Raw genomic sequence first — 24079 nt, 5'->3', positions numbered from 1 at the left:
AAGATGAAACACAACAGATTCAGCGATTAAAGCATTGCCAAAAACAACGCTTTAAAAACGAAAAATAAAAATTATCAGGTATACACCTACGTAGATTAATGAATAAGCCCTACAACTCAATACCCACGTCAGCGCCTCAAGCGCTTTTTTGACACGCAAAAATTCATCTAGATGACAAGGAGCCTCCATGTTACAAGCGCCGATTTTATTAACGCCCGGCCCGCTCACCACTAGCCTTGCCACTCGCACAGCAATGCTAACCGATTGGGGCTCTTGGGATAGCAGTTTCAATGCGCTCACCGCCTCGGTTTGCGCCGATTTACTCAGCATTGCCAACGGCGCTGCCAACCATTGCTGCATTCCTTTGCAAGGCTCGGGCACGTTTGCGGTTGAAGCGGCGCTGGGAACCTTAGTACCACGCGCGGGCAAATTGCTGGTGCTGGAAAACGGTGCTTACGGCCAACGGATGAGCAAAATCGCGCGTGCGATTGGCCGCGATGTCACGGTTCTTTCGTGGCCGGACGGCGTGGCCATTGATGCGCTGGCGGTCAAAGCCAAGCTGCAAAACGACCCCGCCATTACGCACATCGGCCTGATTCATTGCGAAACCGCAACAGGCCTACTCAATCCGCTCTCAGAGATCGCCCATGTTGCCAGCAATGCAGGCTGCGAATTGATTGTTGATGCAATGTCGTCATTTGGTGCACTCGAAATTGATGTGCAGGCGCTCAATCTTTGCGCGGTGATTGCGGCTTCGGGCAAATGTTTGGAAGGCGTGCCGGGTATGGGTTTTGTCATCGCCAAAACCGCTGCTGTTTCTCTGGCGAATGGCAATAGCCCATCGCTTGCGCTCGATTTGGCGGATCAATACGACTATATGCAGCGTACTGGGCAATGGCGCTTTACGCCGCCAACGCACGTTGTCGCAGCGCTGCGTTCTGCGCTCGATCAGTATTTCGCTGAAGGCGGCAGACCTGCTCGGCTGGCGCGCTATACCGCTAATGCTCAAGTGCTGATTGATCGCTTAAAGTCAGCCGGATTAGCACTGTTTTTGGATGAAAAACTGCAAGCACCAATCATCCTGACGTTCCACGCTCCAGCGCATCCCGATTACCAATTTACGGCGTTTTACAACGCGATGCGCGAGCGCGGCTTTGTGCTGTATCCGGGCAAACTCACGCAAATTGAAACTTTCCGCGTCGGCTGCATCGGCGCGATCAACAGCGCTCAACTCGAACAAGCCGCCCATGCGATTGTGGATGTGCTAACTGGCTTTGGCTGGTTGGATCGCTAAAACCAAACAATTAGTCCACGAAAGGCACGAAAAAAATACAAAACGCACGAAAAGAAACGAATTACTCAGTTGTAGATCCGTAGGTCGGGTTTTAACCCGATATTGCAGTCGGGTTAAAACCCGACCTACATGCGCCTTGCGAGATTCAAAGCTCTTTTGATGAATTTGATTTAACGCATTCTTGCGATTCAAACCACGCCAAAGCGCTCAATAAGATTGCTCAAATTGCCTTTTTTTTGCTGTTTTTTTTCGTATTTTTCGTGATCCATCTTCTGCTTTTTTCAAACAACAAATCACTGCTTACCTCAAAGGAAACACCATGCTCAACAACACTCACCGCGCGTACACCGGCCCTCTGCAAGCTGTTATTTTTGATTGGGCTGGCACTGTGCTCGATTTTGGCTCTTTCGCGCCGACGCAAGTGCTAGTTGAAGCGTTCAAACAACTCGGCATCACGCTGACCTTGGCGGAAGCACGTGGCCCTATGGGTTTGGCGAAATGGGATCACATCAAGGCGGTTGGCCAAATGGAATCGGTGGCGGCGCGCTGGCAAGATCAATTTGGCCGCACTATGAACGACGCCGATGTCGATCAAATTTATGCGCTATTTATGCCGCTGCAAATCGCGCATGTTGGCGAATTTTCGCAGCCGATCACTGGCGCTATAGACACGATTAATGCGCTGCGCGAACGTGGACTAAAAATCGGCAGTTGCACCGGCTATCCGCGCGCGGTGATGAATACTTTGCAACCGATTGCCGCGCAATATGGCTTTGTACCCGATTACATCGTCGCCGCCGACGATCTAAAAGCCGGCGCTCGCCCAGGCCCATGGATGGCGCTAGCCAATGTGATTGAGCTGGGTATTAGCCACGTTGCGGCGTGCATCAAGGTCGACGACACAATACCCGGCATTACAGAAGGACTCAGCGCCGGAATGTGGACAGTCGGTTTAGCGGTTAGCGGCAATGAAGTTGGCCTGACCGAGGCTGAATGGAATGCACTGAGCCCTACTGAACAAGCCAAGTTGCGCGACATCGCCAGTGCTAAGTTGGCACAAGCAGGTGCACATTTTGTCATCGATAGCATTGCCGATTTGCCTGCGGTGATCAGCGAAATCGAAGCGGCGCTCGCACGCGGCGAGCAGCCATGAAAGAGGCTGAATTTCAACCTTGGTGGTTTGCCGATGCGCTAGCGCAAGAAAACGCCGCGCCGCGCCCGTCGCTGAACGACACGATTACCGCTGACGTCTGCATCGTCGGCGGCGGCTATACCGGTTTGTGGACGGCGATCCAGCTCAAGCAAAAACAGCCTGAGCTTAAAATCGTACTGATTGAAAAAGGCCAGTGTGGCAGCGGCGCATCGGGGCGAAACGGCGGTTGTGTGCTCACGCTGGCGCCAAAATTTTTGACGCTGAAACGGCTATTTGGTGAGGCTGAGGCGATCAAAATCGTGCGGGGTTCAGAAGCAGCGGCATTTGCGATCCGTGATTTTTGCAATGAGTATCAGATTGCAGCCCAATTACATATTGACGGTGCGCTGTATACATCAACTAATATCGCACAAAACGGTACGATGAATGCTGTTGTTGATGCCTTAAGCCAAGCGCGCATTAATAGCTGGAACCCGCTCGCCCCCAGCGACGTGCAAGCAATGGCGGGATCAAAAAAACATATCGAAGGGCATTTTTCGCCGATTGCTGGCAGCGTGCATCCAGCGCTATTGGTGCGTGGGCTAGTTCGTGCGGCAGAAAAGCTGGGCGTCTTCATTTATGAAAATACCGCAATGAAAAATCTGCACTACGGCCAACCCGCCAGCGTGTTAACCACAGACGGCGAAGTGATTGCCAAACAGCTCGTGCTGGCGATGAATGCGTGGATGGCGAGCCAATTTCGGCAATTTGAGCGCAGTATTGCGATTGTTTCATCCGATATGCTCATCACCGAGCCCTGCCCTGAGCTGCTGGCCGAGCTGGGTTTGCAGCACGGCGCGGCGGTTTGCGATTCGCGGATTTTTGTGCATTATTATCGCAGTACCAGCGATGGTCGATTGATGTTCGGTAAAGGCGGCAACACCTTTGCCTTTGGCGGCAAGATGCTGGCCGAGTTCGATCGGCCCAGCCGTTACCTGCCGCAACTGACGCAAAGCCTACACGAATTTTTTCCGCGTTTAGCTAGCATACCAATTGCCGGGTCTTGGAATGGCGCCTCGGATCGCTCTGTGACTGGCCTTCCGTTCTTTGGCCAACTCGATCAACAGCCCAATATTTGCTACGGATTTGGCTACTCAGGCAATGGCGTCAGCACCTGCTATTTGGGCGGGCAGATTTTAAGCAGTATGGTTCTGAAAGAAACCGACGGCTGGGCGCAATGCGGTCTTGTTAGTGGGCCACTGGGCTACTTCCCACCCGAACCGATACGCTGGCTAGGCAGCATCATCATCCGCAACGCGATTCGCCGCAAAGAAGCTTGCGAAGATCAAGGGCAAACACCAAGTGTGATTGATCGTTACTTAGCAAAGTTTGCGGCTGCGGCGGGGAAGTCGGATAAGGGGGGATAAGGTATTTATTGGGTATATTAATGTAGGCTTTGATAAATATCGCCTTCATCAACATACCTTTATCATATAATTTATATGGTGAAATGCGCGGTGCTTATTGAACACCTACAAATTTGATTTAAATAGGTGAGAAATTTAATCTTTACTCATCACCTTGGATTTCCAATGCCGCCATGAGTGCTATGTTTGCATGGTTGAAATTATCAAGTTGATCTCTAAAGTGATATGCCCATTTCGCCCCATGAAATAGATTATTACGTAGACGATAGATAATTATAAAAAGCGCAGCAATGATATCTGCTGGCGCTCCATTTTTAGCACAAAGAACGGCCTTAACCAATTCGAGATCAGCATTTTGGCGTGGATGTAAGTGGCCTAAATTATCGGTGAAATTGTTGTTTTGAAGATAGCGATTTTGGAAATAAGCTAGACTTTGTACAAATGCTTCTGGGTTTTGGCCCATATCCACCCATTTTTCTGCGAGAGCCTTAATTTTTTGTGTGTTTGCCCCCATACCGAGTTTTTTACACTCAAATAAACTCCATAACAAAGAAAAATGCATAATCGCATCCCGTTCTTCATGAGATAAGTGATTAAATTCCTGTTCGTATCTGCAAAGCCACTCGATAGGATTCATTGGTTCTCCTTAATATTTTCCTAATTTCAAATCTGCTCAGTTAACTCATAAGCCATATTCTCGTAGGGAGCTAATAAACACAGCGCATGACACCATGTTACTTAATCCTAAGCCGCACGCAGCAATTGTGGCAAACTTGGCGTCTCTATTTTTTGATCGAATCGACGATGAATCTCGCGACCGCCAAAACCATAATCGCCAACTGGGATAAACCACTGATCCGCCAGATTTTCTGGTATCTGGTCATCCCCGCGCATGTAGCAGTCCAGCAAGCCGAGCCTTTGACCTACGCTTATTGCAACGCGCAGCAAATCCCCTATCGGCTGATTTATCTCATCAAATTTTTACTAGCACTGGGCGCATTTGCGTTAATCAGTTTAATCGACGGCGCACCGACTTTGGTGCTCTTACTCAGGCTCGCCAGCGGCTATTTGATCGCGATGTACGGCATTTGGACGCTGGCATATTGGTCGATGAAGCAGCCAGCTAATAAAGCGTAAGGTGCGAAACGCTACGCGTTGCGCACCACCTTTAACGAACGGTTTAAAATACGCAACGGGGAAAATATAGCGCTGTACCGCTCGCGCAAATCAGGATTTATGCACGCTGCTTGGCTGAAAAACTACATTGGGTATATGCTTGTAGCCCTTATTTAAAGAAGACTACAAATATATACCCATCATCGTTCATACGGCACAGTTCGCTACGCTCAATGCACCCTACATTCACTCATGTCTACTGTCGACCCAAAGCGGAAGTGGCTTGTAGGGTGCCAAAGCTGCGCGTATTGCACCGCGTCGCCAAAGCCGGTGTAATGCGCTTCGCTTATTAATACCCTACAAATTGCGGTTTACGAGTTCAATAAGTAAATGCAACGGCGATACCGATCAATAAATGGGTGAAATGAAGTATATTATTTACCTGTTATTTAACCGGTAAGTCAGGAGCACAATTAAATTCGAACATTTCTGAATTACTCATTACTTCACTCAAAATACTATTCACTTCAGTTCGTAGCTTCTGGATATTGTATCCCTGCCCCTCTAATATAATTGACATACAACCCAACAGCTGCACTAGAGCATTTCTACAGTTTTCTTCAATAGAAATTTCAGCTAGAGGAGCGCAAAGAAATATAGAAAACATAACCTTCTTGTCTTTTTTTGATATTTTTGGGCCTTTCGTCTCAGGAGCTATAATCTCCTTCTTCGCACTTATATAAAATACATAATCATAATCTGGGTACTTATATAAAAAATCATTTTTTTCTTCAATCAGCGCTTCTACTTTTCTAGATAAATACCTTTGAAATATATAAGTAAATGGGTATGTAACATCAACCTGAAGGTAGAATTGCGTAATATTAATTTTCACAGCTCAGGCTCAATCAATAATTGCACCGCATTGGCGGCGAAGCGGGTGATGCCGTATTCGATGACTTGGCCATTTTCGTCTTGGTAGACGCTTTCCACATACAGCACGGGCTGGCTTTTGGGTTGACCTAACTGCACCGCGACTTCGGGGCGGGGAATGCGTGCGGTGATGCGGGAAAATTTTCGGGTGATGCTGCAAATGCCAGCGGCGCGTAGCGCTTCGCTCATTACGCCTTGCTCGACCAAACGCTGCGTAAATCCGGCAAACCGTGGCAGCGGTAGGTATTCGGTACATACGCCGACGATTTGGTTTTCTACGAAATCTAACGCATCGATTTGCAGCACTTCGCTGCCTTTGGCGATGCCGAGTAGGCTGCAAATATCGTCGTTGGCACGTATCGTTTGGCTGCTGAGAATTTTGCTTTCGCCGCTTAAGCTTTGCGCCGCCAAACTATGCGAAAAGCGCTCTTTTTTGCCCATGCGGTAGTCGATTAAATCTTCTTGCACAAAAGTGCCCCGCCCCTGCTCAATCCGCACCAAGCCTTGCGCCTCTAGTTCTTGCAATGCCCGCCGTACCGTGTGGCGATTCACCGCAAAACGCTCAGCGAGCAGCGGCTCAATCGGCAGTTGCCCAAGTAGATGCTTCTGATTGATTTCTAATGCCAGTGTGCTGGCAATCGATTGCCATTTGGGCGTTTTTTTTATCAACGACACTCACACAGCTCCCTAGAATTAAATGAACGATTATAACTTGGCTCGGTGACATCTAGATGATCCCAAAGCTGCGCAATGAGGTGCAGAATATTAAAGGTGCATGTGGCCTGCGAGTTCACCATCGTCACCCTCCCCATGTAAGGCGTGAATCAGAGAATGGAGCGATGATGAAAATTGATTTTCTTTTCTATTAAAACAGAATGCGTAATGCACCAGTGAGGTGCCCGTCGTAGTAAAAACCAAGCCAAGCCGTGTGATTGAAGGGTGGCATGACTCTTGCGGGATAAGAGGTTCAAGTTACTCTAGGCCAAGCTCATGTTACGACTCCTCTATATCAATGACTGCCCCGAGCCCTTTTTCGATCTTTTCGATCGATTAGCACTGCCCGCAAATTATGAGGCGATTGCTGAAGTGGCAACGCCGTGCAATTTACTCAGTGCGATTGAACAGCACCATCCCAATATTTTGCTGATCCGTAGTGCCGCCCCCTCCCCCGAAATGCTGCACGTTTTAGCTTTGTTGCACACCTCTATGCCGCTACCGGTACTTATGTTTGCCACTTCTGCTGATCCCATTTTGATTCGTTCCGCTTTGCAAGCGGGCGTAAATGCTTATGTCGTTGACGACTGGTGCACTGAGAAGCTCGCTAGCGTATTAACCGTCGCCTTGTTGCAATTTGATCTTGAGCACGACTTGCGTGTACGTTTTTTGCAGCTAGAAGCACAGTTAGCTGATCGAAAAATCATCGACCATGCCAAAGGATTACTAATGGAAAAGCGCCAGATGAGCGAAGCGCAAGCCTTTGCTACGTTGCGCAATCAGGCCATGAATCAAGGCATCAAGTTGGGCGATGTCGCTCGGCAAATCGTGGCATTGGAAAAATTGCTTGGCACCTGATTGGGCGAATCTTTTTTGTAGTGCTGTGCGATGTCAGTGCGAGTCATGCTGCATTGCATCAATGTGGTGCGTCACATTGATGCAATCACAAAGTAAATAGCACGAAAATACAGCTAAGTAATTGATATGTATGGATAAAAATATATTTCACACCATTGGCACGTAGCTTGCTGTATGTGAATGGCTAATGCAATGACGTGTTAGTGATTTGGGCCAACGGCGGTCTTTTATAGTGCAGTGCACTTCTGAGAATATGTTTTAAAAGTTGCAAGTATTCGAATGCTCCATTTTTAAAACACGCACTCAGCAGGCGCTAGCGATAGACACAACGCTTGCGAGGTACAACATCATGAAAAGCAATTTTTGGCGCGCTGGACATACTCCGACTTTACTAGCTGCATTTCTCTACTTCGACCTGAGCTTTATGGTCTGGTACTTATTAGGCCCACTGCAAATTCAAATTGCGACGGCGCTTAGCCTAAGCACTCAAGAGCGTGGTTTGGTGGTGGCGACGCCGATTCTGGCTGGCGCGCTCTTACGGCTGGTGCTCGGTGTGATGGTCGATCATATCGGCGCTAAACGCACTGGAACGATAGCGCAAATGATCGTCATGGCGAGCTTGCTGGCCGCATGGCAATTGGGCATTCATAGCTTTAATCAAGCAGTGCTGCTCGGCGTGATGCTGGGTTTTGCGGGTGCCGCGTTTGCGGTGGCTTTGCCACTGGCTTCGCGCTGGTATCCGCCCGAGCACCAAGGCACGGCGCTGGGTATTGCGGGTGCGGGTAATTCAGGCACGGTGTTTGCCGCACTATTTGCCCCTATGCTCGCGGTGGCCTTTGGCTGGGAAAACGTGTTTGGCATCGTACTCATTCCACTCTTCATTGTTTTTATTCTGTATTGCCTGATGGCCAAAGATGCACCTGGCGCGAGTAGCCCGAAAAACTTTGCAGCCTACGCCAAAGTACTCAATAACCGCGATGCTTGGCTATTTATGGGTTTTTACGCAGTCACCTTCGGCGGCTTTTCTGGCTTTGCCAGCGCGCTACCGGGCTATTTCCACGATCAATTTGGTTTCACACCGCAAGTCGCTGGTTGGTACACCGCCGCCTGCGTGTTGGCCGGATCAGTAATGCGGCCGATTGGCGGCGCAATTGCGGATCGACTCGGCGGCACTCGCACACTATTGATGGTGTATATCGCCTCTAGCGCGCTGATCGGTCTGGCGGGATTTGGGCTGGGCAGCTCTGGCGTGGCGGTAACGCTCTTTATTGCGGCGATGCTGTGCTTGGGTGCAGGCAATGGCGCTTTGTTTCAATTGGTGCCACAACGCTTTGGCAAAGATCTTGGTGTGATGACTGGATTGATTGGTATGGCCGGTGGTGTGGGTGGTTTCGCGCTGGCTGCGGGTTTGGGCGTAGTGAAACAAGGGACCGGGAATTATTCGCTGGGATTGTGGGCGTTTGCGCTGCTTTCGCTCTGCGCTTGGTACGGTTTATCGGGGGTCAAAGTGCGTTGGCGCAGCAGCATGGGCTTGGCGCAAGCGCGGATTTAAAAACGGCTGTCCACGAAAGACACGAAAAGCACGAAAAAATACAAACCGAAAAATTAAACCGTCATTCCCGAATGCTTTTATCGGGAATCCAGCCGCGCCGCTGGATTCCCGCCAACGTCACGCGGGAATGACGGGCTGTTGGTTTTTTCGTGTTTTTCGTGATCCAAAGATTTTGTTTTTATAAAGGAACACCACCATGACTAAACCCAAACTTGTTGTTGTCGGAAACGGCATGGCCGGGATTCGGACTTTGGAAGAATTGCTGGCACTCGCGCCAGATCGTTACGACATCACCGTGTTTGGTGCCGAGCCGCATCCCAATTACAACCGCATTTTGCTCAGCCCCGTGCTAGCCGGTGAGCAAACATTCGATCAAATTGTGCTCAACACCATCGATTGGTATGCGGAGCACAACATCACTTTGCACATGGGCAAAGCGATCACGCAAATCGATAGGATTCGCCGCGTGGTGATTGCCGACGATGGCACAGAAGCGCCGTACGACCGCCTACTGCTGGCGACCGGTTCAACACCATTTATGCTGCCGATTCCAGGGGCGGAGCTAAACGGTGTAATTAGTTATCGCGATATTTACGATACCGAAGCAATGATTAACGCCGCCAAAGTCAAAAAAACCGCTGTCGTCATCGGTGGTGGCTTATTGGGGCTGGAAGCGGCTAATGGCCTGATGTTGCGCGGTATGGAAGTGAGCGTCGTGCATCTGGGAACGTGGTTGCTCGACCGCCAGCTGGATGTAACGGCGGGAAAATTACTCGAAAACTCACTCGTCGAGCGCGGCCTGAAATTTCTACTCGGCCATGCAACGGCGTCAATTTTAGGTAACGAAGCGGGCGAAGTCGTCGGCGTACGGTTTAAAGATGGCACTGAAGCCGCCGCCGATTTGGTCGTCATGGCCGTTGGTATCCGCCCGAATACGCAACTCGCTGAAGCCGCTGGCCTGCATTGCAAAAACGGCATTGTCGTCTCTGACGCGCTGCAAACCTACGATCCGCGCATTTATGCCGTCGGCGAATGCGTCAACCATCGCGGTACGGCGTATGGGCTGGTTGCGCCGCTGTTTGAAATGGCCAAAGTCGCCGCCAATCATCTGGCGCTGATGGGTTATGGCCAATACAAAGGCTCGGTGCTGTCGACCAAACTCAAAGTCACCGGCATCGATCTGTTTTCGGCCGGTGATTTTATGGGCAGCGATGACAGCGAGGAAATCGTTTTGTCTGATCCTGCTGGTGGCGTGTACAAAAAACTGGTCATCAAAGACGACAAACTAATCGGTGCTTGTCTCTATGGCGATACGACGGATGGCGCGTGGTATTTCAAATTGCTGCGCGAAGGCCGCACGATTAGCGATTTGCGCGACACGCTAATGTTTGGCGAGAGCAGCGTTGGCGATGCCGGTGTTGCCGGACAAAGCCGCGCCAGTGGCATGCAAGACAAAGACGAAGTCTGCGGCTGTAACGGCGTGTGCAAGGGAACCATCGTTAAAGCCATTAATGAGCAAGGTTTATTTACCGTCGACGACGTCAAAAAACACACCAAAGCCGCCAGCTCGTGCGGCTCGTGTACTGGGCTGGTCGAGCAAATTTTGATGAATACGCTAGGTGGTAGTTTCCAGGAATCCCCGAAAACGAAAGCAGTCTGCGGCTGTACCGATCACACGCACGCGCAAGTGCGGCAAGCGATTAAGCAACATCATTTGCTGAACCATGCTGAGGTGTATGAGTTTATGGAATGGCGCACGCCCAATGGCTGCGCGACGTGCCGCCCAGCGGTGAATTATTACCTGCTCTCAACATGGCCGCACGAAGCGGTTGACGATCCGCAAAGCCGTTTTGTGAATGAGCGCGTGCACGCCAATATCCAAAAAGACGGCACTTTCTCGGTAATTCCGCAAATGAAAGGCGGCGTCACTAATGCGTCTGAGCTGCGCCGCATTGCCGATGTGGCCGACAAATACGCTGTACCGCTGCTCAAAGTCACCGGCGGACAACGTATCGACTTATTAGGGATCAAAAAAGAAGATCTGGTCAATGTCTGGGCGGATTTGGGCATGCAATCGGGTCACGCTTACGGCAAGTCGATCCGCACTGTGAAAACCTGTGTTGGCAGCGAATTTTGCCGTTTTGGTACGCAAAACAGTACGCAAATGGGGATTGATTTGGAGACGATGCTCGCCAATATGTGGTCGCCGCACAAGGTCAAACTAGCGGTGAGTGGCTGTCCAAGAAATTGCGCCGAAAGCGGGATTAAAGACGTTGGCGTAATTGCAGTTGAAAGCGGCTGGGAGCTGTATGTCGGCGGCAACGGTGGTATCAAAACCGAAGTGGCGCAATTTTTCTGCAAAGTAAAAACTGCTGATGAAGTCAAAGAATACAGCGGCGCATTTTTGCAACTGTACCGCGAAGAAGCCTATTACCTTGATCGCACCGTGCACTACATCGCCCGCGTTGGCCTTGATTATGTCAAAGCCAAAGTCGTCGACGATGCAATAAATCGCAAAGCGCTGCTTGAGCGGCTGCTGTACTCGCTCGACGGCCTACGCGACCCATGGGCGGAACGGATTGCTGGTAAAGCGAAACAGGAATTTATTCCGATTAAAGTGATTGCGTAAAAGCCAAAACCTATTTGTCCACGAAAAACATGCCCCGCAGGAAACACCCTTGGGGTGCGAAAAGACACGAACAAAACCAATCCCCGTCATTCCCGCGTGACGTTGGCGGGAATCCAGCGGCGCTGCTGGATTCCCGATAAAAGCTTTCGGGAATGACGATTTAATCCTTAGCTGTGTATTTTTTCGTGCTTTTCGTGGACAAGCGGGTTTGTTTTTAAAAAAGGACAGCAAAATGAATATGAAAGCCAATCCAACATGGATTTCTGTGTGCCATATCGACGAAATCCCTCAGCTCGGCAGCCGCGTCGTTGAGCACCCTAGCGGCAATATCGCGGTGTTTCGTACCGCAGGTAATACAGTGTTTGCGCTGCTCGATCATTGCCCGCACAAAGGCGGACCGCTGTCGCAAGGTATCGTGCACGGTGAATCGGTCACTTGCCCGCTGCATAGCTGGAATATCGACCTAAAAACCGGCGAAGCCCGCGCTCCCGATCAAGGCTGTGCACGGCGTTTTCCGACCAAGCTTGAGGCGGGTCAGGTGTTTTTATCTATGGGTATATGATTGTAGCCATTTATTTAAAATGGCTACATGCCAATAGATATACTAGGTATATTGTTTAAAGATTCATTCGCTAGGAGCGCTACCATGAGCATCACCCGTTCGACTTGCTGTTACTGCGGCGTGGGCTGTGGGGTTTTGATTGAATCGGACGGCTTGCGCATCACCGGGATTCAGGGCGATCCTGAGCATCCGGCCAACTTTGGCCGCCTGTGTACTAAGGGTTTGTCGTTAGCGAAAAGCGCGGCCAGCCTCACCAATCGCGCGCTGTATCCTGAGCTGCGCCTGACGCGCGATGCGCCGCGTGAACGCGTTGATTGGTCTATGGCGCTCGATACGGTGGCAGAGCGTTTTGCCGATATCATCGAGCAACACGGCCCCGATGCTGTGGCGTTTTATGTATCCGGCCAATTGCTGACCGAGGATTATTACGTGTTTAACAAGCTCGCCAAGGGCTTGGTTGGCACCAATAATATTGATACCAATTCGCGACTGTGTATGTCGAGCGCGGTGACGGGCTACAAAATGGCACTCGGCGCCGACGGCCCGCCGACGTGTTACGACGATTTAGAACTCGCTCAAACGGTGTTGTTTGCTGGTAGCAATATGGCGTACGCGCATCCGGTGCTATTTCGCCGTTTAGAAGCCGCCAAAGCCGCTAATCCGGCGGTGAAATGGATTGTCATCGATCCACGCCGTACCGATACCGCCGTGATGGCTGATTTACACCTGCAAATTCAGCCCGGCACCGACGTTGCGCTGTTCAACGGCATGCTGCACCACTTGCTATGGGAAGGCTTGGCCGATACGCAATTTATCGCCGCGCACACGGTGGGATTTGCCGAGCTAAAAACGCTGGTGCGTGATTACACGCCGAAAATGGTCGCCGAGATTTGCGGCATTCTGGAAGAAGACCTGCGCCTCGCCGCCGAATGGTTTGGCGCTAGCCCTGCGGCGCTGTCCTTGTATTGCATGGGGCTCAATCAATCGAGCCACGGCACAGATAAGAACCTCTCGCTGATTAACCTGCACCTAGCGACCGGGCAAATCGGCAAACCGGGCGCGGGGCCTTTTTCGCTCACCGGCCAACCCAATGCAATGGGCGGGCGCGAAGTGGGCGGCATGGCAACCATGCTGGCGGCGCACCGCGAGATTGGCAATGCCGCACACCGCGCTGAAATATCCGCACTCTGGGGCGTTGATTCGGTTTCTGATCGGCCTGGCCTGCCCGCGATTGCGATGTTTGATGCGATCAAAGCCGGCAAGATTAAAGCCGTCTGGATTGTCTGTAGCAATCCGGCGCATTCCTTGCCCGATCTAGCCAACGTGCGCCTCGCCTTAGAGGCCGCCGAGCTGGTGGTGGTGCAAGACGCATTTGCCAATACCGACACGGTGGCGTTTGCCGATGTGTTATTGCCCGCCAGCAGCTGGGGCGAAAAATCGGGTACGGTGACTAATTCCGAGCGACGTATTTCGCGCGTTAACGCAGCGGTGGCCACACCGGGTGAAGCCAAGGCCGATTGGGAAATCGCCGTTGAAGTCGCAAGGCGGATTGAGGCGCGGCTGCGCCCTGATAAGGCAACGCTGTTTCCGTATGCTGGCGGGAGCGAGCTTGCTCGCGAAATGGCCTTCGCGGGCAAGCCCGCTTCCACGGGAGTCGAAATGATTTTCAACGAGCATCGCCTACTCACGATGGGTCGTGACTTGGACATTGGCGGCCTGACTTATGCAAAATTAGAGCAAAGCCCGCAGCAATGGCCCTTCCCCGCTGGAGCGACGCAAGGCCAAGCACGGCGTTATACCGATGGCGTGTTTGCGATGATAGACGGCAAAGCGCGGTTTCATGCGGTGCAATATTTACCTGTTGCTGAGGCGACCAATTCACGCTTTCCTTTCCATTTACTCACTGGCCGTTTGCGCGACCAATGGCATGGCATGAGCCGTACCGGCCGTGTGCCGCAACTGTTCGAGCACAGCGCCGAACCCTCATTAACGATGCATCCGCTCGACGCCGAGCGGCGCAGCCTCAAAGCCGGTGATTTACTAAAAGTCGCCAGCAAGCGCGGTAACTTGATCCTGCCTTTAGAAGTGTCGGACTCTGTCGCGTCGGGTACGGTGTTTGCCGCGATGCACTGGAACGGGCAATTTTTAAATAGTGGCGGGATTAATGAAGTATGTAGCAGCGCGGTGGACGGCAAATCCGCGCAGCCCGAACTAAAACACGCGGCGGTTCGCGTCGAAAAAGCCGAGCTACCATGGCGATTGGTCGCCGCAATGTCGATGGCAGGGGACGCGGAGGGCGATATTCTCGCGCTACACGCCGCCGTGCAGCCGCTATTGCAAGAGTGCGCTTACGCCAGCATCACTTTGCAAGGCCGCGAAAATCCAATGCTGGTACTGCGCGTCGCCGATGTGGCTGCGCCAACTGATTCAAGGAATTCAACGGCTTGGCTGGAGCGCCTGTTTGCAGCGCTAAACCTACAGCCCGGCGCGGATGTATTGCAATACCAAGATGCTAAGCGCGGCCTCATCAAGCGCGTCGCATGGTCTGGCGATGTAGACGTGATGAATCCGAATGTGCTGCGGGGCTTCGTGCTGGCTGGGGATATTGCCGGCAATGAAGCGCTGATTGCACAAATCGGTTTGCCATGGACAGGCCCAAGAATGAGCGTGTTCGCGCCAAGACTAGCCGCGCCCAAAGATCGCGTGATTTGTAATTGCATCAATATCCGTGAATCGACGATACGTGCAGAAATTGCGATGGGCGCAAACGTCTCCCAATTAAAAGCCAAACTCGGCTGCGGCAGCGTCTGCGGCTCCTGCATGCCGGAACTGAATCGCCTCTGCCAAACGACGGTGGTTTAATGCTTGGATCACGAAAGACATGCCCCGCAGGAAATACCCTTGGGGTGCGAAAAAATACGAACATAGGCCTGAGGATGTGGTTCACATTAACTTCTTTTCCAAAGTCTCGTCATTCCCGCGTGTCTATGGCGGGAATCCAGCTGCGCGGCTGGATCCCCGATAAGAGCACTCGGGGATGACGATCTGATTGAGTGTGATATTTCGATAAGTTATTTCGATCCAGATCCTAAAGCGAATAACTATTCTCAAACAAACCTTAACTTCGTGCTTTTTGCCCTTATTTCGTACCCCAAGGGTATTTCCTGCGGGGCATGTTTTTCGTGATCCGTTTTTGTAGTACACAGGGGATAAAAAATGACAGCAGGCAAAGTGATTTTATTGGGCGCGGGCCCAGGCGATTTGGATTTACTAACGCTCAAAGCCGCTAAAGCCTTGGCGAGTGCCGAGGTATTGCTGCTTGATGATTTAGCCAATCCGGCAATTGTTGAGCTTGCGCCGCAAGCGCAACTGATTCGCGTCGGCAAGCGTGGCGGTTGCAAATCAACACCGCAAGATTTCATCCAGCGCCTGATGCGCCGCTATGCGCTGCAAGGCAAAATCGTCGTTCGCGTCAAAGGCGGTGAAGTGCTGCTATTTGGCCGCGCTGGCGAAGAAATCACCTTTTTGCAAGCCGCTGGCGTGCAGGTCGAGATTATCAATGGCATCAGTTCTGGCCTCGCAGCAGCCACCTCGCTAGGCATTTCACTGACCCATCGCGAACACTGCCAAGGCGTCACTTTTGTCACCGCGCATGCGCAAGACCATAGCGAGCCAAATTGGTCAGCACTGGCAGCGACAGGAACGACTTTGGTAATCTATATGGGTATGAGCCGAATTGCTAATATTACAAAGGGTTTGCTGGCAATACTGCCAGATAGTACCCCAGCCGCCGTGGTGCAATGGGCCAGCACCCCACAAGAGCGCTGCTTACTCAGCACGCTGGGTAAACTAGCGTTTGACGCCACCGCAGCCGGAATAGGCAGCCCAGCGATTATTCTGGTTGGCGATGCGATTGGTGAGTCAAGGATGACAATCATCGAGGATGCGCTCGTTGCCTAGATTTGAAACAGTAGGCTTTGTCGGCGATTGATGTCGCTCAAGCCAAGCCTCTCATCGGAGTTGCCCAGACTCACAGCTTTAATTCTAAATTCAGCTGTGTAACGTTGATTTTCTGTTTCACACATTGCCGCCTCCTACTGGCTCGCTACCTGACCTCTACTTTTCTGCGTTTTGCTAGACGCCATTCCAGCAACACGCCATAATTTACCCACATCAACGGTGCCGTCTGCACCGAGACCACAACCAGCAAATCATAAAGCGGGTATTAATGCGGGTATCAATTGGCGGCGCAACAAACAAAAACCAGTAAGATTAAGAGGTTACGCCAAAAATGCTATTGATGATCGACAATTACGACAGCTTCACTTACAACCTAGTGCAATATTTTGGCGAACTGGGCCAAGAGGTGCAGGTTCATCGCAACGATGAAATCACCATCGAAGAAATCGAAGCGCTTAATCCAAAATATTTAGTGATTTCCCCCGGTCCTTGCTCGCCTGCTGAGGCCGGTATTTCGGTCGCCGCGATCAAACATTTCGCCGGCAAATTACCGATTATGGGCGTTTGCCTTGGGCATCAAGCGATTGGCGAAGCATTTGGCGGTGTTGTACTACACGCCAAAACATTGATGCACGGCAAGGTATCGCCCGTTATTCATAATGACGTCGGGATGTTCAAGGACATACCCTCACCCGTTACGGTAACGCGCTACCATTCATTAGCAATTGAAAACGAAACGCTACCTGATTGCCTCGAAATTACTGCATGGACGGAAGACGGCGAAATCATGGGCGTGCGCCATAAAACCTTGGCGATTGAAGGCGTGCAATTTCACCCTGAATCCATTTTGACTGAGCACGGACATAAAATGCTGGATAACTTCCTGCGCGAATGGGCGTAAACATAGCCGACCTTGAGTCGGCTTCTTTTACGCTAAAACTACCTGCCGACAAATTCCCCTGTGCCGCACGAAACACCAAGCCGCAGCACTGCTCACAAGGCCGCAGGGCACTGGCAAATAAATTGGATTGCAAAAAATGATTACCGTACAAGCAGCACTGAATCGCCTAATTGATAATAACGAATTGTTTTACGATGAAATGCTGTATCTGATGCGGCAAATTATGTCCGGTGAAATGACACAAGCTCAGATTGCTGCGCTGTTAATGGGTCTGCGCACCAAAGTGGAAAGCGTGTCTGAAATCGCCGCTGCCGCAACGGTGATGCGCGAATTTTCAACCAAAGTCGCCGTGCAAGATCGCCGTCATTTGGTCGACACCTGTGGTACGGGCGGCGATGGCGCGCATACATTTAATATTTCAACTTGCGCCTCGTTTGTTGCTGCTGCAGCGGGCGCAAAAGTCGCCAAACATGGCGGCCGCTCAGTGTCGTCCAGCTCAGGTTCAGCCGATGTATTGGAAGCGTTTGGCGTGAATTTGAATCTGACTGCCGAACAAGTCGGCCAGTGTATCGATGAAGTGGGTCTGGGCTTTATGTTCGCCCCCAATCATCACAGCGCAATGAAATATGTGGCGCCTGTGCGCAAAGAAATGGGCGTACGGACGATTTTTAATATCCTTGGCCCGTTAACGAACCCCGCCGCTGCCGACAATCAAGTTATGGGTGTATTTCACCCCGACCTAGTAGGTATTCAAGCGCGAGTGTTAAAGCAACTAGGCTCCAAGCATATACTCATCGTGCATGGCAAAGATGGCATGGACGAAATCTCGATCAGCGCGCCGACCTTGATTGCCGAACTCAAAGATGGTGAGATTATCGAATATGAACTCGATCCACGTGATTTCGGTTTTGAATTTGCCGATATTAAAACGCTGCACGCCAGCAACGCCGCCGAATCAAAAGCCATTATCGAAGGCATTCTGAACGGCGAAACAGGCCCTTGCCGCGACATCGTACTACTCAATGCGGGCGCTGCGATTTACGCCGCCAATTTAGCGGTGACGTTAGAAGACGGCATCAACGCAGCACACGAAGTGATTGCGAGTGGTGCGGCGAAAGCGAAATTGGATGCATTGATCACGTTCACCCATAAATTGAGCAAGGTGTAATTCACCCTCGATAGAGATACTAATGAATAAATTATTTTTTGTTGATTTCGAAAATCTACAAAATTTATCTTATGAAGAGATTGATCCAAATAATGACATGGTTGTTATTTTTGTGGGCCACTCACAATCCAAGATAAATCTAGAAATTGTTAAGAAGACTCAAAAACTGGGCAAGGCAGTTGAGTGGATTCAAATGGGTGGCAATGGCCGGAATGCTCTTGATTTCCACATTGCCTATTACCTTGGCTACTTTATTGCAACAAAAGAAAATACTTCTGTTCAATGTAAAATTTACATTGCCTCTGGCGACAACGATTACGATGTTCTTATAAAACACATAATAAGCCAAGGCCATCACTGCGAAAGAGTTCAGAACATTCCGCCTGTTTTTAGTCCAAGCGATAATACAACGGGTGTTCAAGCTCAAATAACCGAGCACAATGCTCCAGCAATACTAAATACTCGAAACGAACTTGCACCTGCACCTGCACCTGCACCTGCACCTGCACCTGCACCTGCACCTAAAAAATTATCAAACACAGAGATACTAGAACATTTGATTTCAAACTTAGGTAAAGTTGAAAAACTAAAAAGACCAAGAACTGAAACCACTTTAGTAAATCACATTAATGCTCAATACCTTAAGAAAAAATCTGACTTAAATCCAACGGCAATTTTTAACCTGCTAAAGCAAAATAAAAAAATATCCGTCAATCAAAAACGAATTTCATATTTATTTTAAGAAGAGTATATGTCTGACATCCTAAAAAAAATCTGGGCGACGAAGTTTGAAGAAGTCGCTGCTGCTAAAAAACTAATCCCGCTCGCCGAAATTCGCGCACAGGCGGAAGCAAACACAGATCATCGTGATTTTGTTGCGGCAATTCGCGCGAAACATGCAGCGGGCAAAGCGGGCGTGATTGCCGAAATCAAAAAAGCCAGTCCAAGCAAGGGCGTGATGCGTGATCCCTTTGTGCCAGCGGAAATTGCTGCTGATTATGCCGCCAATGGCGCGGCTTGTTTGTCGGTGCTGACTGATGTGCAATATTTCCAAGGCCATGCAGACTATTTGAAAGCGGCGCGTGCGGCTTGCGCTTTACCTGCGCTGCGTAAAGACTTTATGGTCGATGAATATCAATTTTATGAAGCGCGCGCTTGGGGCGCCGATTGCATTTTGCTGATCGCGGCGGAGCTGGATTTAGCGCAAATGCGTGATTTTGAAGCACTGGCGCACAACTTGGGCATGGCGGTGTTGGTTGAAGTTCATAACGGCGAAGAACTCGATGCGGCCTTGCAATTAACGACGCCGCTCGTTGGCGTGAACAACCGAAATTTGCGCACGTTTGAAGTGAGCCTACAAACGACCATTGACTTGCTACCGCGCATTGTCGATGCGGGAGGCAATCGGATTGCCGTCTGCGAAAGCGGTATTCACGCGCCGAGCGATGTGCAATTGATGCACGATCACGACGTACATACTTACTTGGTCGGCGAAGCGTTTATGCGCCAAGCTTCACCAGGGCAAGGCTTGAGCGCATTATTTGATCCAATTTACAAATAATGCTAGGTATATTGCCCTAGGCGTTTATCAATAAAACCTTGGGCAATATACTACTTAGAGCCACCTCCTCCGCCCTTTCCTCCCCCTTTACCACCAGAGCCACCACTCCCTCCCGCACTTGCGCCACCTGAATGAGCGCCACCTGAGTTCTGGCCAGATTGTTTGCCGGTATTCGAGCCATTTGAACTATCTGATTTACCGCGCGACTCTGCATTTTGCACATTTGACTTGCTAGACTGCTGATGCGCTTTATTGCTGTTTTTTGCAAGACCTTGATGCACGCCTAAATCATGATTGGCCTGATGACTTTTAGAGACAACACTACCCAAGTTGAGCCCCAAGGAATGAGCAATCTCACCCCAACCCATACCCAAACTACGCTGTGTCGTTACCGAAGTTAGCGCCTGCTGCAAACTCAAGCTGGGGTTTTGCTGCATCATTGCACTGGTCAAAGCCAAGGTATTGTTCACATTGCCCCAACCCATCACCTTGCCCGATCCAGTTAGCGTCGTTTGGCTGCCATCGGCGGCAGTAATCGTTGTGCTTTGCCCTGTACGCAATGCGCTCGCCAATTGCGCTGCATTTTCTGGTGAGCCTGCGAGGGACGTATACGTATTTGCGAGTGAGGCGCTCACCTGTTTTGAACTTTGTGGCTTGCTCAGTTGATTGGTTTGCTGAGCGCTGTCGTCCAAGCTATCGGCGAACACTCCAGCGCTCAAAACTAAAGACACGGCGATGATGAGGCGTTTCATAATGCACTCCTTGGCATAAAAACCATCCTATTAGTATGATCTTCATGCGCGTGAAGCAATGCATAAGAAACGCCATCAGCCGCCAAAAGGGCGACGTAGGCTATTAAGACGACTTAATTCAGCAAATTCGCGCGAATGGCGGACTGCTGCTGGGGGCTTATACCCAAAATATGCTCGATATAGCGCGGCAAAGTGCCGGCGACTTTTTTGACTTCGTGCAGCGCAGCTTTAAGATATTCTGCTTGCACGCCGAAAATAGCATGCAAAATCGCCTCATCCGCGCCATTGGCGACGCAACGGGTAATCATGGGCTGATATTTTTGCAATACACGCTCATGACTCGCCAAATAGTCGCGCAAAATCCGCTCGTGCGGCACGCCCAAGATGGTTAGCAATAAAACCGCCGCCCAGCCGGTTCTATCTTTGCCTGCGGTGCAATGAAATAGGACTGGGTATTGCTCGGCAACGCTTAGGCTCTGCAGCCAGCGGGTCATTACCCCTTGTGCATGTGCATTACTAACCATATCTCGATACAGATTCATCATCATAACCGCCGCCTGCCCTCGCCCCAAGTGCAAATCTAATTGCTGCGGATCGGCCAATAGGGTTTCTAAGTGCAGCGCAGATTGCTGCATGGATTCCATCAGCACATCGCCAAATACATAGCGAATCTGCGGCCATTCTGGGTCGGGATGCTGCGCGATTTCAGCCGACGAGCGAAAATCCCAAACGGTTTTGATCGCTAAAGCTTCAAATGTCGCTTGATCCTTTAATCCAGCCAATTGATCTGAACGAAAGAGTAGATGGGATCGAATGACCCGACCATCGGCGGTTTTCATGCCACCGAAGTCACGAAAATTAGCTAGTCCGTCAATAGATAGAAGTTTCGCGATCTCGTTTGCTTGACGTTTTTGCGCAAAAAAATCTTGCAGTAATTGCTTGGCCTCTGCCGCGCAAGGGCCTTGCTCGATCTGCGTATGGTGATTTAAACGTGGCTCAAGATAGGGATTGCAGACGCTGCCTGCTGCGCCCGTTTTGGGCTCGGGCAACGCATACACGACACGCGCAATGCGCGACTGCAAAATTGCGCCGCTGCACATTAAGCAAGGTTCGAGCGTAATAAACAACTCACACTCAGGCAGGCGGTAATTGCCCAAATGCAGCGCAGCTTGGCGGATCGCCTGCATTTCAGCGTGGGCGCTCGGATCGTGACTGCTGATAGGCTGATTGTGGCCGCGACCAATGATTTCACCACGATGCACGACCACGGCACCTACTGGCACTTCACCAATATCAGCCGCTTTTTGTGCCTCAGAGAGCGCAGCCTGCATAAAAATGAAGTCAGAAGACTCTAATTCCATCATCATTTTTTACGCCACTCTTGAATTGCCATATAAAGAAAAATCAGAAAAGCCACAAGAAACATCACTTTATATATTTTGAAGTCTTCAGCAAAAGCAGCAATTTTTGCAAGTTGCGTAGGCTCTGTTACATAGAGTTGATTAGATTGCAGATCCCGAACCGAAATAATGTAGCGAACATTCGTAGTAGGAACGCGAACCCATTTCAACGCAACCTTTTTCCCAACTTCGATATTACCTAAACCGCACACCCCCACAACGCCATAAGGAGCTGCAAATCCTGTCGTGTAATGTCGCAATTGCATTATGTGCATCGGATTTGATTTTGATCCCACGATACAACTCAAAACACCTTGTTCTTCAAAAACCTCCCCATTAACGTCTGGAACAGGTGTTTTTTCCCAGAGTAACCCCGCCCATAAAAACAATATGGAGAAACCAGCATAAAAATACTTCAACATCGCAGTCCTTCACACAGGCAACTTTACTAATTACAACTATCCACCTCAAGCTAACATCTCGGCCGCGTGTTGCCGAGTCGTTTCAGTTATATCCAAACCACCCAACATCCGCGCAATTTCTTCAATTCGGGCTTCATGGCTAAGTATTTCAATCGAGCTAATCACGCCCTCTTTGCCTTGCTGCTTCGCCACTTGTAAATGCTGATTGCCGCAAGCGGCAACTTGCGGTAAATGTGTAATGCACAGCACTTGGCAGGTTTGTCCTAATTCGGACAATAAACGCCCGACAATCTCTGCGACACGGCCACCAATGCCGACATCCACTTCGTCGAAAATCAAGGTAGGCACATTCGCCACTTGACTGGTCACCACTTGCAGCGCCAAGCTGATCCGCGATAATTCGCCGCCCGAAGCCACTTTGGCCATCGCCCGCAATGGCGAGGCCGGATGATTGGCGACTTGCAATTCGATTTGCTCCAAGCCATACGCCGCTGGGTGCGCTAATTCTTGCAGCACCACTTCGCAACGACTGCCCGACAAGGCCAACACTTGCATTTGCTCGGTGACCAAGCTTGAGAGTTTTTTTGCCGCTGTAGCGCGTTGTTTGGATAAAACGCCAGCCAGTTTGCGATATTGCGCTTCGGCCGCCAGCACTTGTTTGCGTAGCGCATCCAAGCCTTCTGCACCGCCCAACTCGGCCAAACGCGCTTGCCACTCTTGCAGTTGCTCTAGCAATTGCGACGGATCGACGCGGTATTTTCGGCCCATTTTATACATCGCGTCCAAGCGACTTTCGACTTCGCTCAAGCGCTCAGGATCTAATTCGAGGCGATCGGCGTAAATGCGCAATGAGCTCACTGATTCAGCCAACTGCGCTTCTGCACCTGCGATAAGCTCTAAAGTTTCGTTGATCGCAGGGTCGAAATCGGCCAATTGGCTTAAGCGATGCGCGACGGTGGCGAGCCAACTTTGGCAATTGTCGTCGCCATCACTCAGCGCCAACAAGCCCTCTTGCACGCCATCAATTAAGCTAGCCGCATGATGCAAGCGCTTATGATCGGCTTGCAACTCGGGCCATTCACCGGCCTGAATATTCAGCGCCGCGACTTCGTCGATCTGCCATTGCAAGCGTTCGCGCTCGGTTTCAAAGCGTTCAGCATTTTGCTCTGCATCATTAAGCTGTTGCGCCAAGGTTTGCCAAGCATGATATTTCTTACTAATCTCACGCGCTTGCTGCGTTGTGCCAGCATAGGCATCGAGCAAATCGCGCTGCGCATCGTGGCGCAATAAGGATTGGTGTGCGTGTTGACCGTGGATATCGACTAAGAATTCGCCGACGCCTTTGAGCTGCGCCAGCGTAACGGGGCTGCCGTTGATAAATGATCTGGATTTGCCACTGGCATCGATAATGCGGCGAATAATCAGCGGCTCGCCCTCGTCAGACAAGCCTTGCTCAGCCAACCATGGCGCGACTTGCGGGATTTTATCGCAGATAAATTCAGCAGAAAGTTCAGCGCGCTCTGCACCGTGGCGCACCACGCCAGCGTCAGAACGATCGCCGAGCAAAAGGCCGAGCGCATCGATCAAAATCGATTTACCCGCCCCCGTTTCACCCGTCAACACGGTTAAGCCTTGCGAGAAATCTAAATCCAATTCACGAACAATGACAAAATCACGTAAATGCAGCGCAGCCAGCAT

Annotated in this window: 21 protein-coding genes; 14 read left to right on the top strand and 7 right to left on the bottom strand. The window is 50.7% G+C overall.

Annotation, left to right across the window (positions count from 1 at the left end; all coding sequences use genetic code 11):
* Positions 1-187: 187 nt before the first annotated feature.
* The 3 genes from Q320_RS0100545 (at position 188) to Q320_RS0100530 (ending at position 3853) form a co-directional block, all read left to right on the top strand.
* On the top strand, positions 188-1294 hold the full coding sequence (locus Q320_RS0100545; RefSeq protein ID WP_027467374.1) for a 2-aminoethylphosphonate--pyruvate transaminase: 1107 nt from the start codon (positions 188-190) through the stop codon (positions 1292-1294).
* Positions 1295-1613: 319 nt separating this feature from the next.
* The gene (gene phnX / locus Q320_RS0100535; RefSeq protein WP_051534345.1) at positions 1614-2447 is read left to right on the top strand and encodes a phosphonoacetaldehyde hydrolase; all 834 of its coding nucleotides are present in this window, start codon (positions 1614-1616) and stop codon (positions 2445-2447) included.
* Positions 2444-3853 carry an FAD-dependent oxidoreductase gene (locus Q320_RS0100530; RefSeq protein ID WP_027467372.1) on the top strand — a complete coding sequence of 470 codons (1410 nt, stop codon included), beginning with the start codon at positions 2444-2446 and terminating at the stop codon, positions 3851-3853. The genes phnX and Q320_RS0100530 overlap by 4 nt, the downstream gene beginning before the upstream one ends.
* A gap of 142 nt (positions 3854-3995) precedes the next feature.
* Here the strand turns inward: Q320_RS0100530 and Q320_RS0100525 are convergent, their stop codons facing one another.
* The gene (locus Q320_RS0100525) at positions 3996-4490 is read right to left on the bottom strand and encodes a hypothetical protein (RefSeq protein WP_035851558.1); all 495 of its coding nucleotides are present in this window, start codon (positions 4488-4490) and stop codon (positions 3996-3998) included.
* Positions 4491-4576: 86 nt separating this feature from the next.
* On the opposite strand from Q320_RS0100525, the gene Q320_RS0100520 reads away from it, so the two are divergent.
* Entirely contained in the window at positions 4577-4990 is a 414-nt protein-coding gene (locus tag Q320_RS0100520) for a hypothetical protein (protein ID WP_027467370.1), read from the top strand.
* A 424-nt stretch (positions 4991-5414) separates the two neighbouring features.
* Here Q320_RS0100520 and Q320_RS0100515 read toward each other — a convergent pair whose 3' ends face one another.
* Positions 5415-5864, bottom strand: coding sequence for a hypothetical protein (locus Q320_RS0100515; RefSeq protein WP_027467369.1), 450 nt, complete (start codon positions 5862-5864; stop codon positions 5415-5417).
* Positions 5861-6577, bottom strand: coding sequence for a phosphonate metabolism transcriptional regulator PhnF (phnF, locus tag Q320_RS0100510; protein ID WP_051534344.1), 717 nt, complete (start codon positions 6575-6577; stop codon positions 5861-5863). Before phnF ends, Q320_RS0100515 begins: the two co-directional genes overlap by 4 nt.
* 315 nt (positions 6578-6892) lie before the next feature.
* Here phnF and Q320_RS0100505 point away from each other — a divergent pair, with 315 nt between their 5' ends.
* From Q320_RS0100505 to trpC, 10 genes are all read left to right on the top strand, one after another.
* The gene (locus tag Q320_RS0100505) at positions 6893-7474 is read left to right on the top strand and encodes an ANTAR domain-containing response regulator (RefSeq protein WP_027467367.1); all 582 of its coding nucleotides are present in this window, start codon (positions 6893-6895) and stop codon (positions 7472-7474) included.
* A 349-nt stretch (positions 7475-7823) separates the two neighbouring features.
* Positions 7824-9026, top strand: a complete 1203-nt coding sequence (locus Q320_RS0100500) for a nitrate/nitrite transporter (protein ID WP_027467366.1) — start codon at positions 7824-7826, stop codon at positions 9024-9026.
* Positions 9027-9222: 196 nt separating this feature from the next.
* Positions 9223-11655 carry a nitrite reductase large subunit NirB gene (gene nirB / locus Q320_RS0100495; protein WP_027467365.1) on the top strand — a complete coding sequence of 811 codons (2433 nt, stop codon included), beginning with the start codon at positions 9223-9225 and terminating at the stop codon, positions 11653-11655.
* Positions 11656-11887: 232 nt separating this feature from the next.
* A complete protein-coding gene (gene nirD / locus Q320_RS0100490; RefSeq protein ID WP_027467364.1) occupies positions 11888-12217 on the top strand; it encodes a nitrite reductase small subunit NirD in 330 nt (109 codons plus the stop codon).
* Between the two features lie 84 nt (positions 12218-12301).
* Entirely contained in the window at positions 12302-15079 is a 2778-nt protein-coding gene (locus Q320_RS0100485; RefSeq protein ID WP_027467363.1) for a nitrate reductase, read from the top strand.
* 354 nt (positions 15080-15433) lie between these two features.
* Positions 15434-16177, top strand: a complete 744-nt coding sequence (cobA, locus tag Q320_RS0100480; protein WP_027467362.1) for a uroporphyrinogen-III C-methyltransferase — start codon at positions 15434-15436, stop codon at positions 16175-16177.
* Positions 16178-16508: 331 nt separating this feature from the next.
* On the top strand, positions 16509-17078 hold the full coding sequence (locus tag Q320_RS0100470; RefSeq protein WP_027467361.1) for an anthranilate synthase component II: 570 nt from the start codon (positions 16509-16511) through the stop codon (positions 17076-17078).
* A gap of 136 nt (positions 17079-17214) precedes the next feature.
* Positions 17215-18246 (top strand): anthranilate phosphoribosyltransferase, encoded by a 1032-nt coding sequence (trpD, locus tag Q320_RS0100465; RefSeq protein ID WP_027467360.1) that lies wholly within the window; start codon positions 17215-17217, stop codon positions 18244-18246.
* A 22-nt stretch (positions 18247-18268) separates the two neighbouring features.
* On the top strand, positions 18269-18988 hold the full coding sequence (locus Q320_RS0100460; RefSeq protein ID WP_027467359.1) for a PIN domain-containing protein: 720 nt from the start codon (positions 18269-18271) through the stop codon (positions 18986-18988).
* Positions 18989-18997: 9 nt separating this feature from the next.
* On the top strand, positions 18998-19807 hold the full coding sequence (gene trpC / locus Q320_RS0100455) for an indole-3-glycerol phosphate synthase TrpC (protein ID WP_027467358.1): 810 nt from the start codon (positions 18998-19000) through the stop codon (positions 19805-19807).
* A 50-nt stretch (positions 19808-19857) separates the two neighbouring features.
* Here trpC and Q320_RS21435 read toward each other — a convergent pair whose 3' ends face one another.
* The 4 genes from Q320_RS21435 to recN form a co-directional block, all read right to left on the bottom strand.
* Positions 19858-20559: a hypothetical protein gene (locus Q320_RS21435; RefSeq protein WP_027467357.1), complete on the bottom strand. Its 702-nt coding sequence runs from the start codon at positions 20557-20559 to the stop codon at positions 19858-19860.
* Positions 20560-20672: 113 nt separating this feature from the next.
* Positions 20673-21926 (bottom strand): tRNA adenosine(34) deaminase TadA, encoded by a 1254-nt coding sequence (gene tadA / locus Q320_RS21130; protein ID WP_084282224.1) that lies wholly within the window; start codon positions 21924-21926, stop codon positions 20673-20675.
* A complete protein-coding gene (locus Q320_RS0100440) occupies positions 21923-22381 on the bottom strand; it encodes a hypothetical protein (RefSeq protein WP_027467356.1) in 459 nt (152 codons plus the stop codon). Before Q320_RS0100440 ends, tadA begins: the two co-directional genes overlap by 4 nt.
* Positions 22382-22426: 45 nt before the next feature.
* Positions 22427-24079 (bottom strand): DNA repair protein RecN, encoded by a 1653-nt coding sequence (gene recN, locus Q320_RS0100435; RefSeq protein ID WP_027467355.1) that lies wholly within the window; start codon positions 24077-24079, stop codon positions 22427-22429.

Origin of the sequence: Deefgea rivuli DSM 18356, from assembly GCF_000620145.1 — a bacterium.
Taxonomy (GTDB): domain Bacteria; phylum Pseudomonadota; class Gammaproteobacteria; order Burkholderiales; family Chitinibacteraceae; genus Deefgea; species Deefgea rivuli.
Note: the sequence above shows the minus strand (reverse complement) of the source record. Positions and strands in the feature narration are given on the sequence as shown.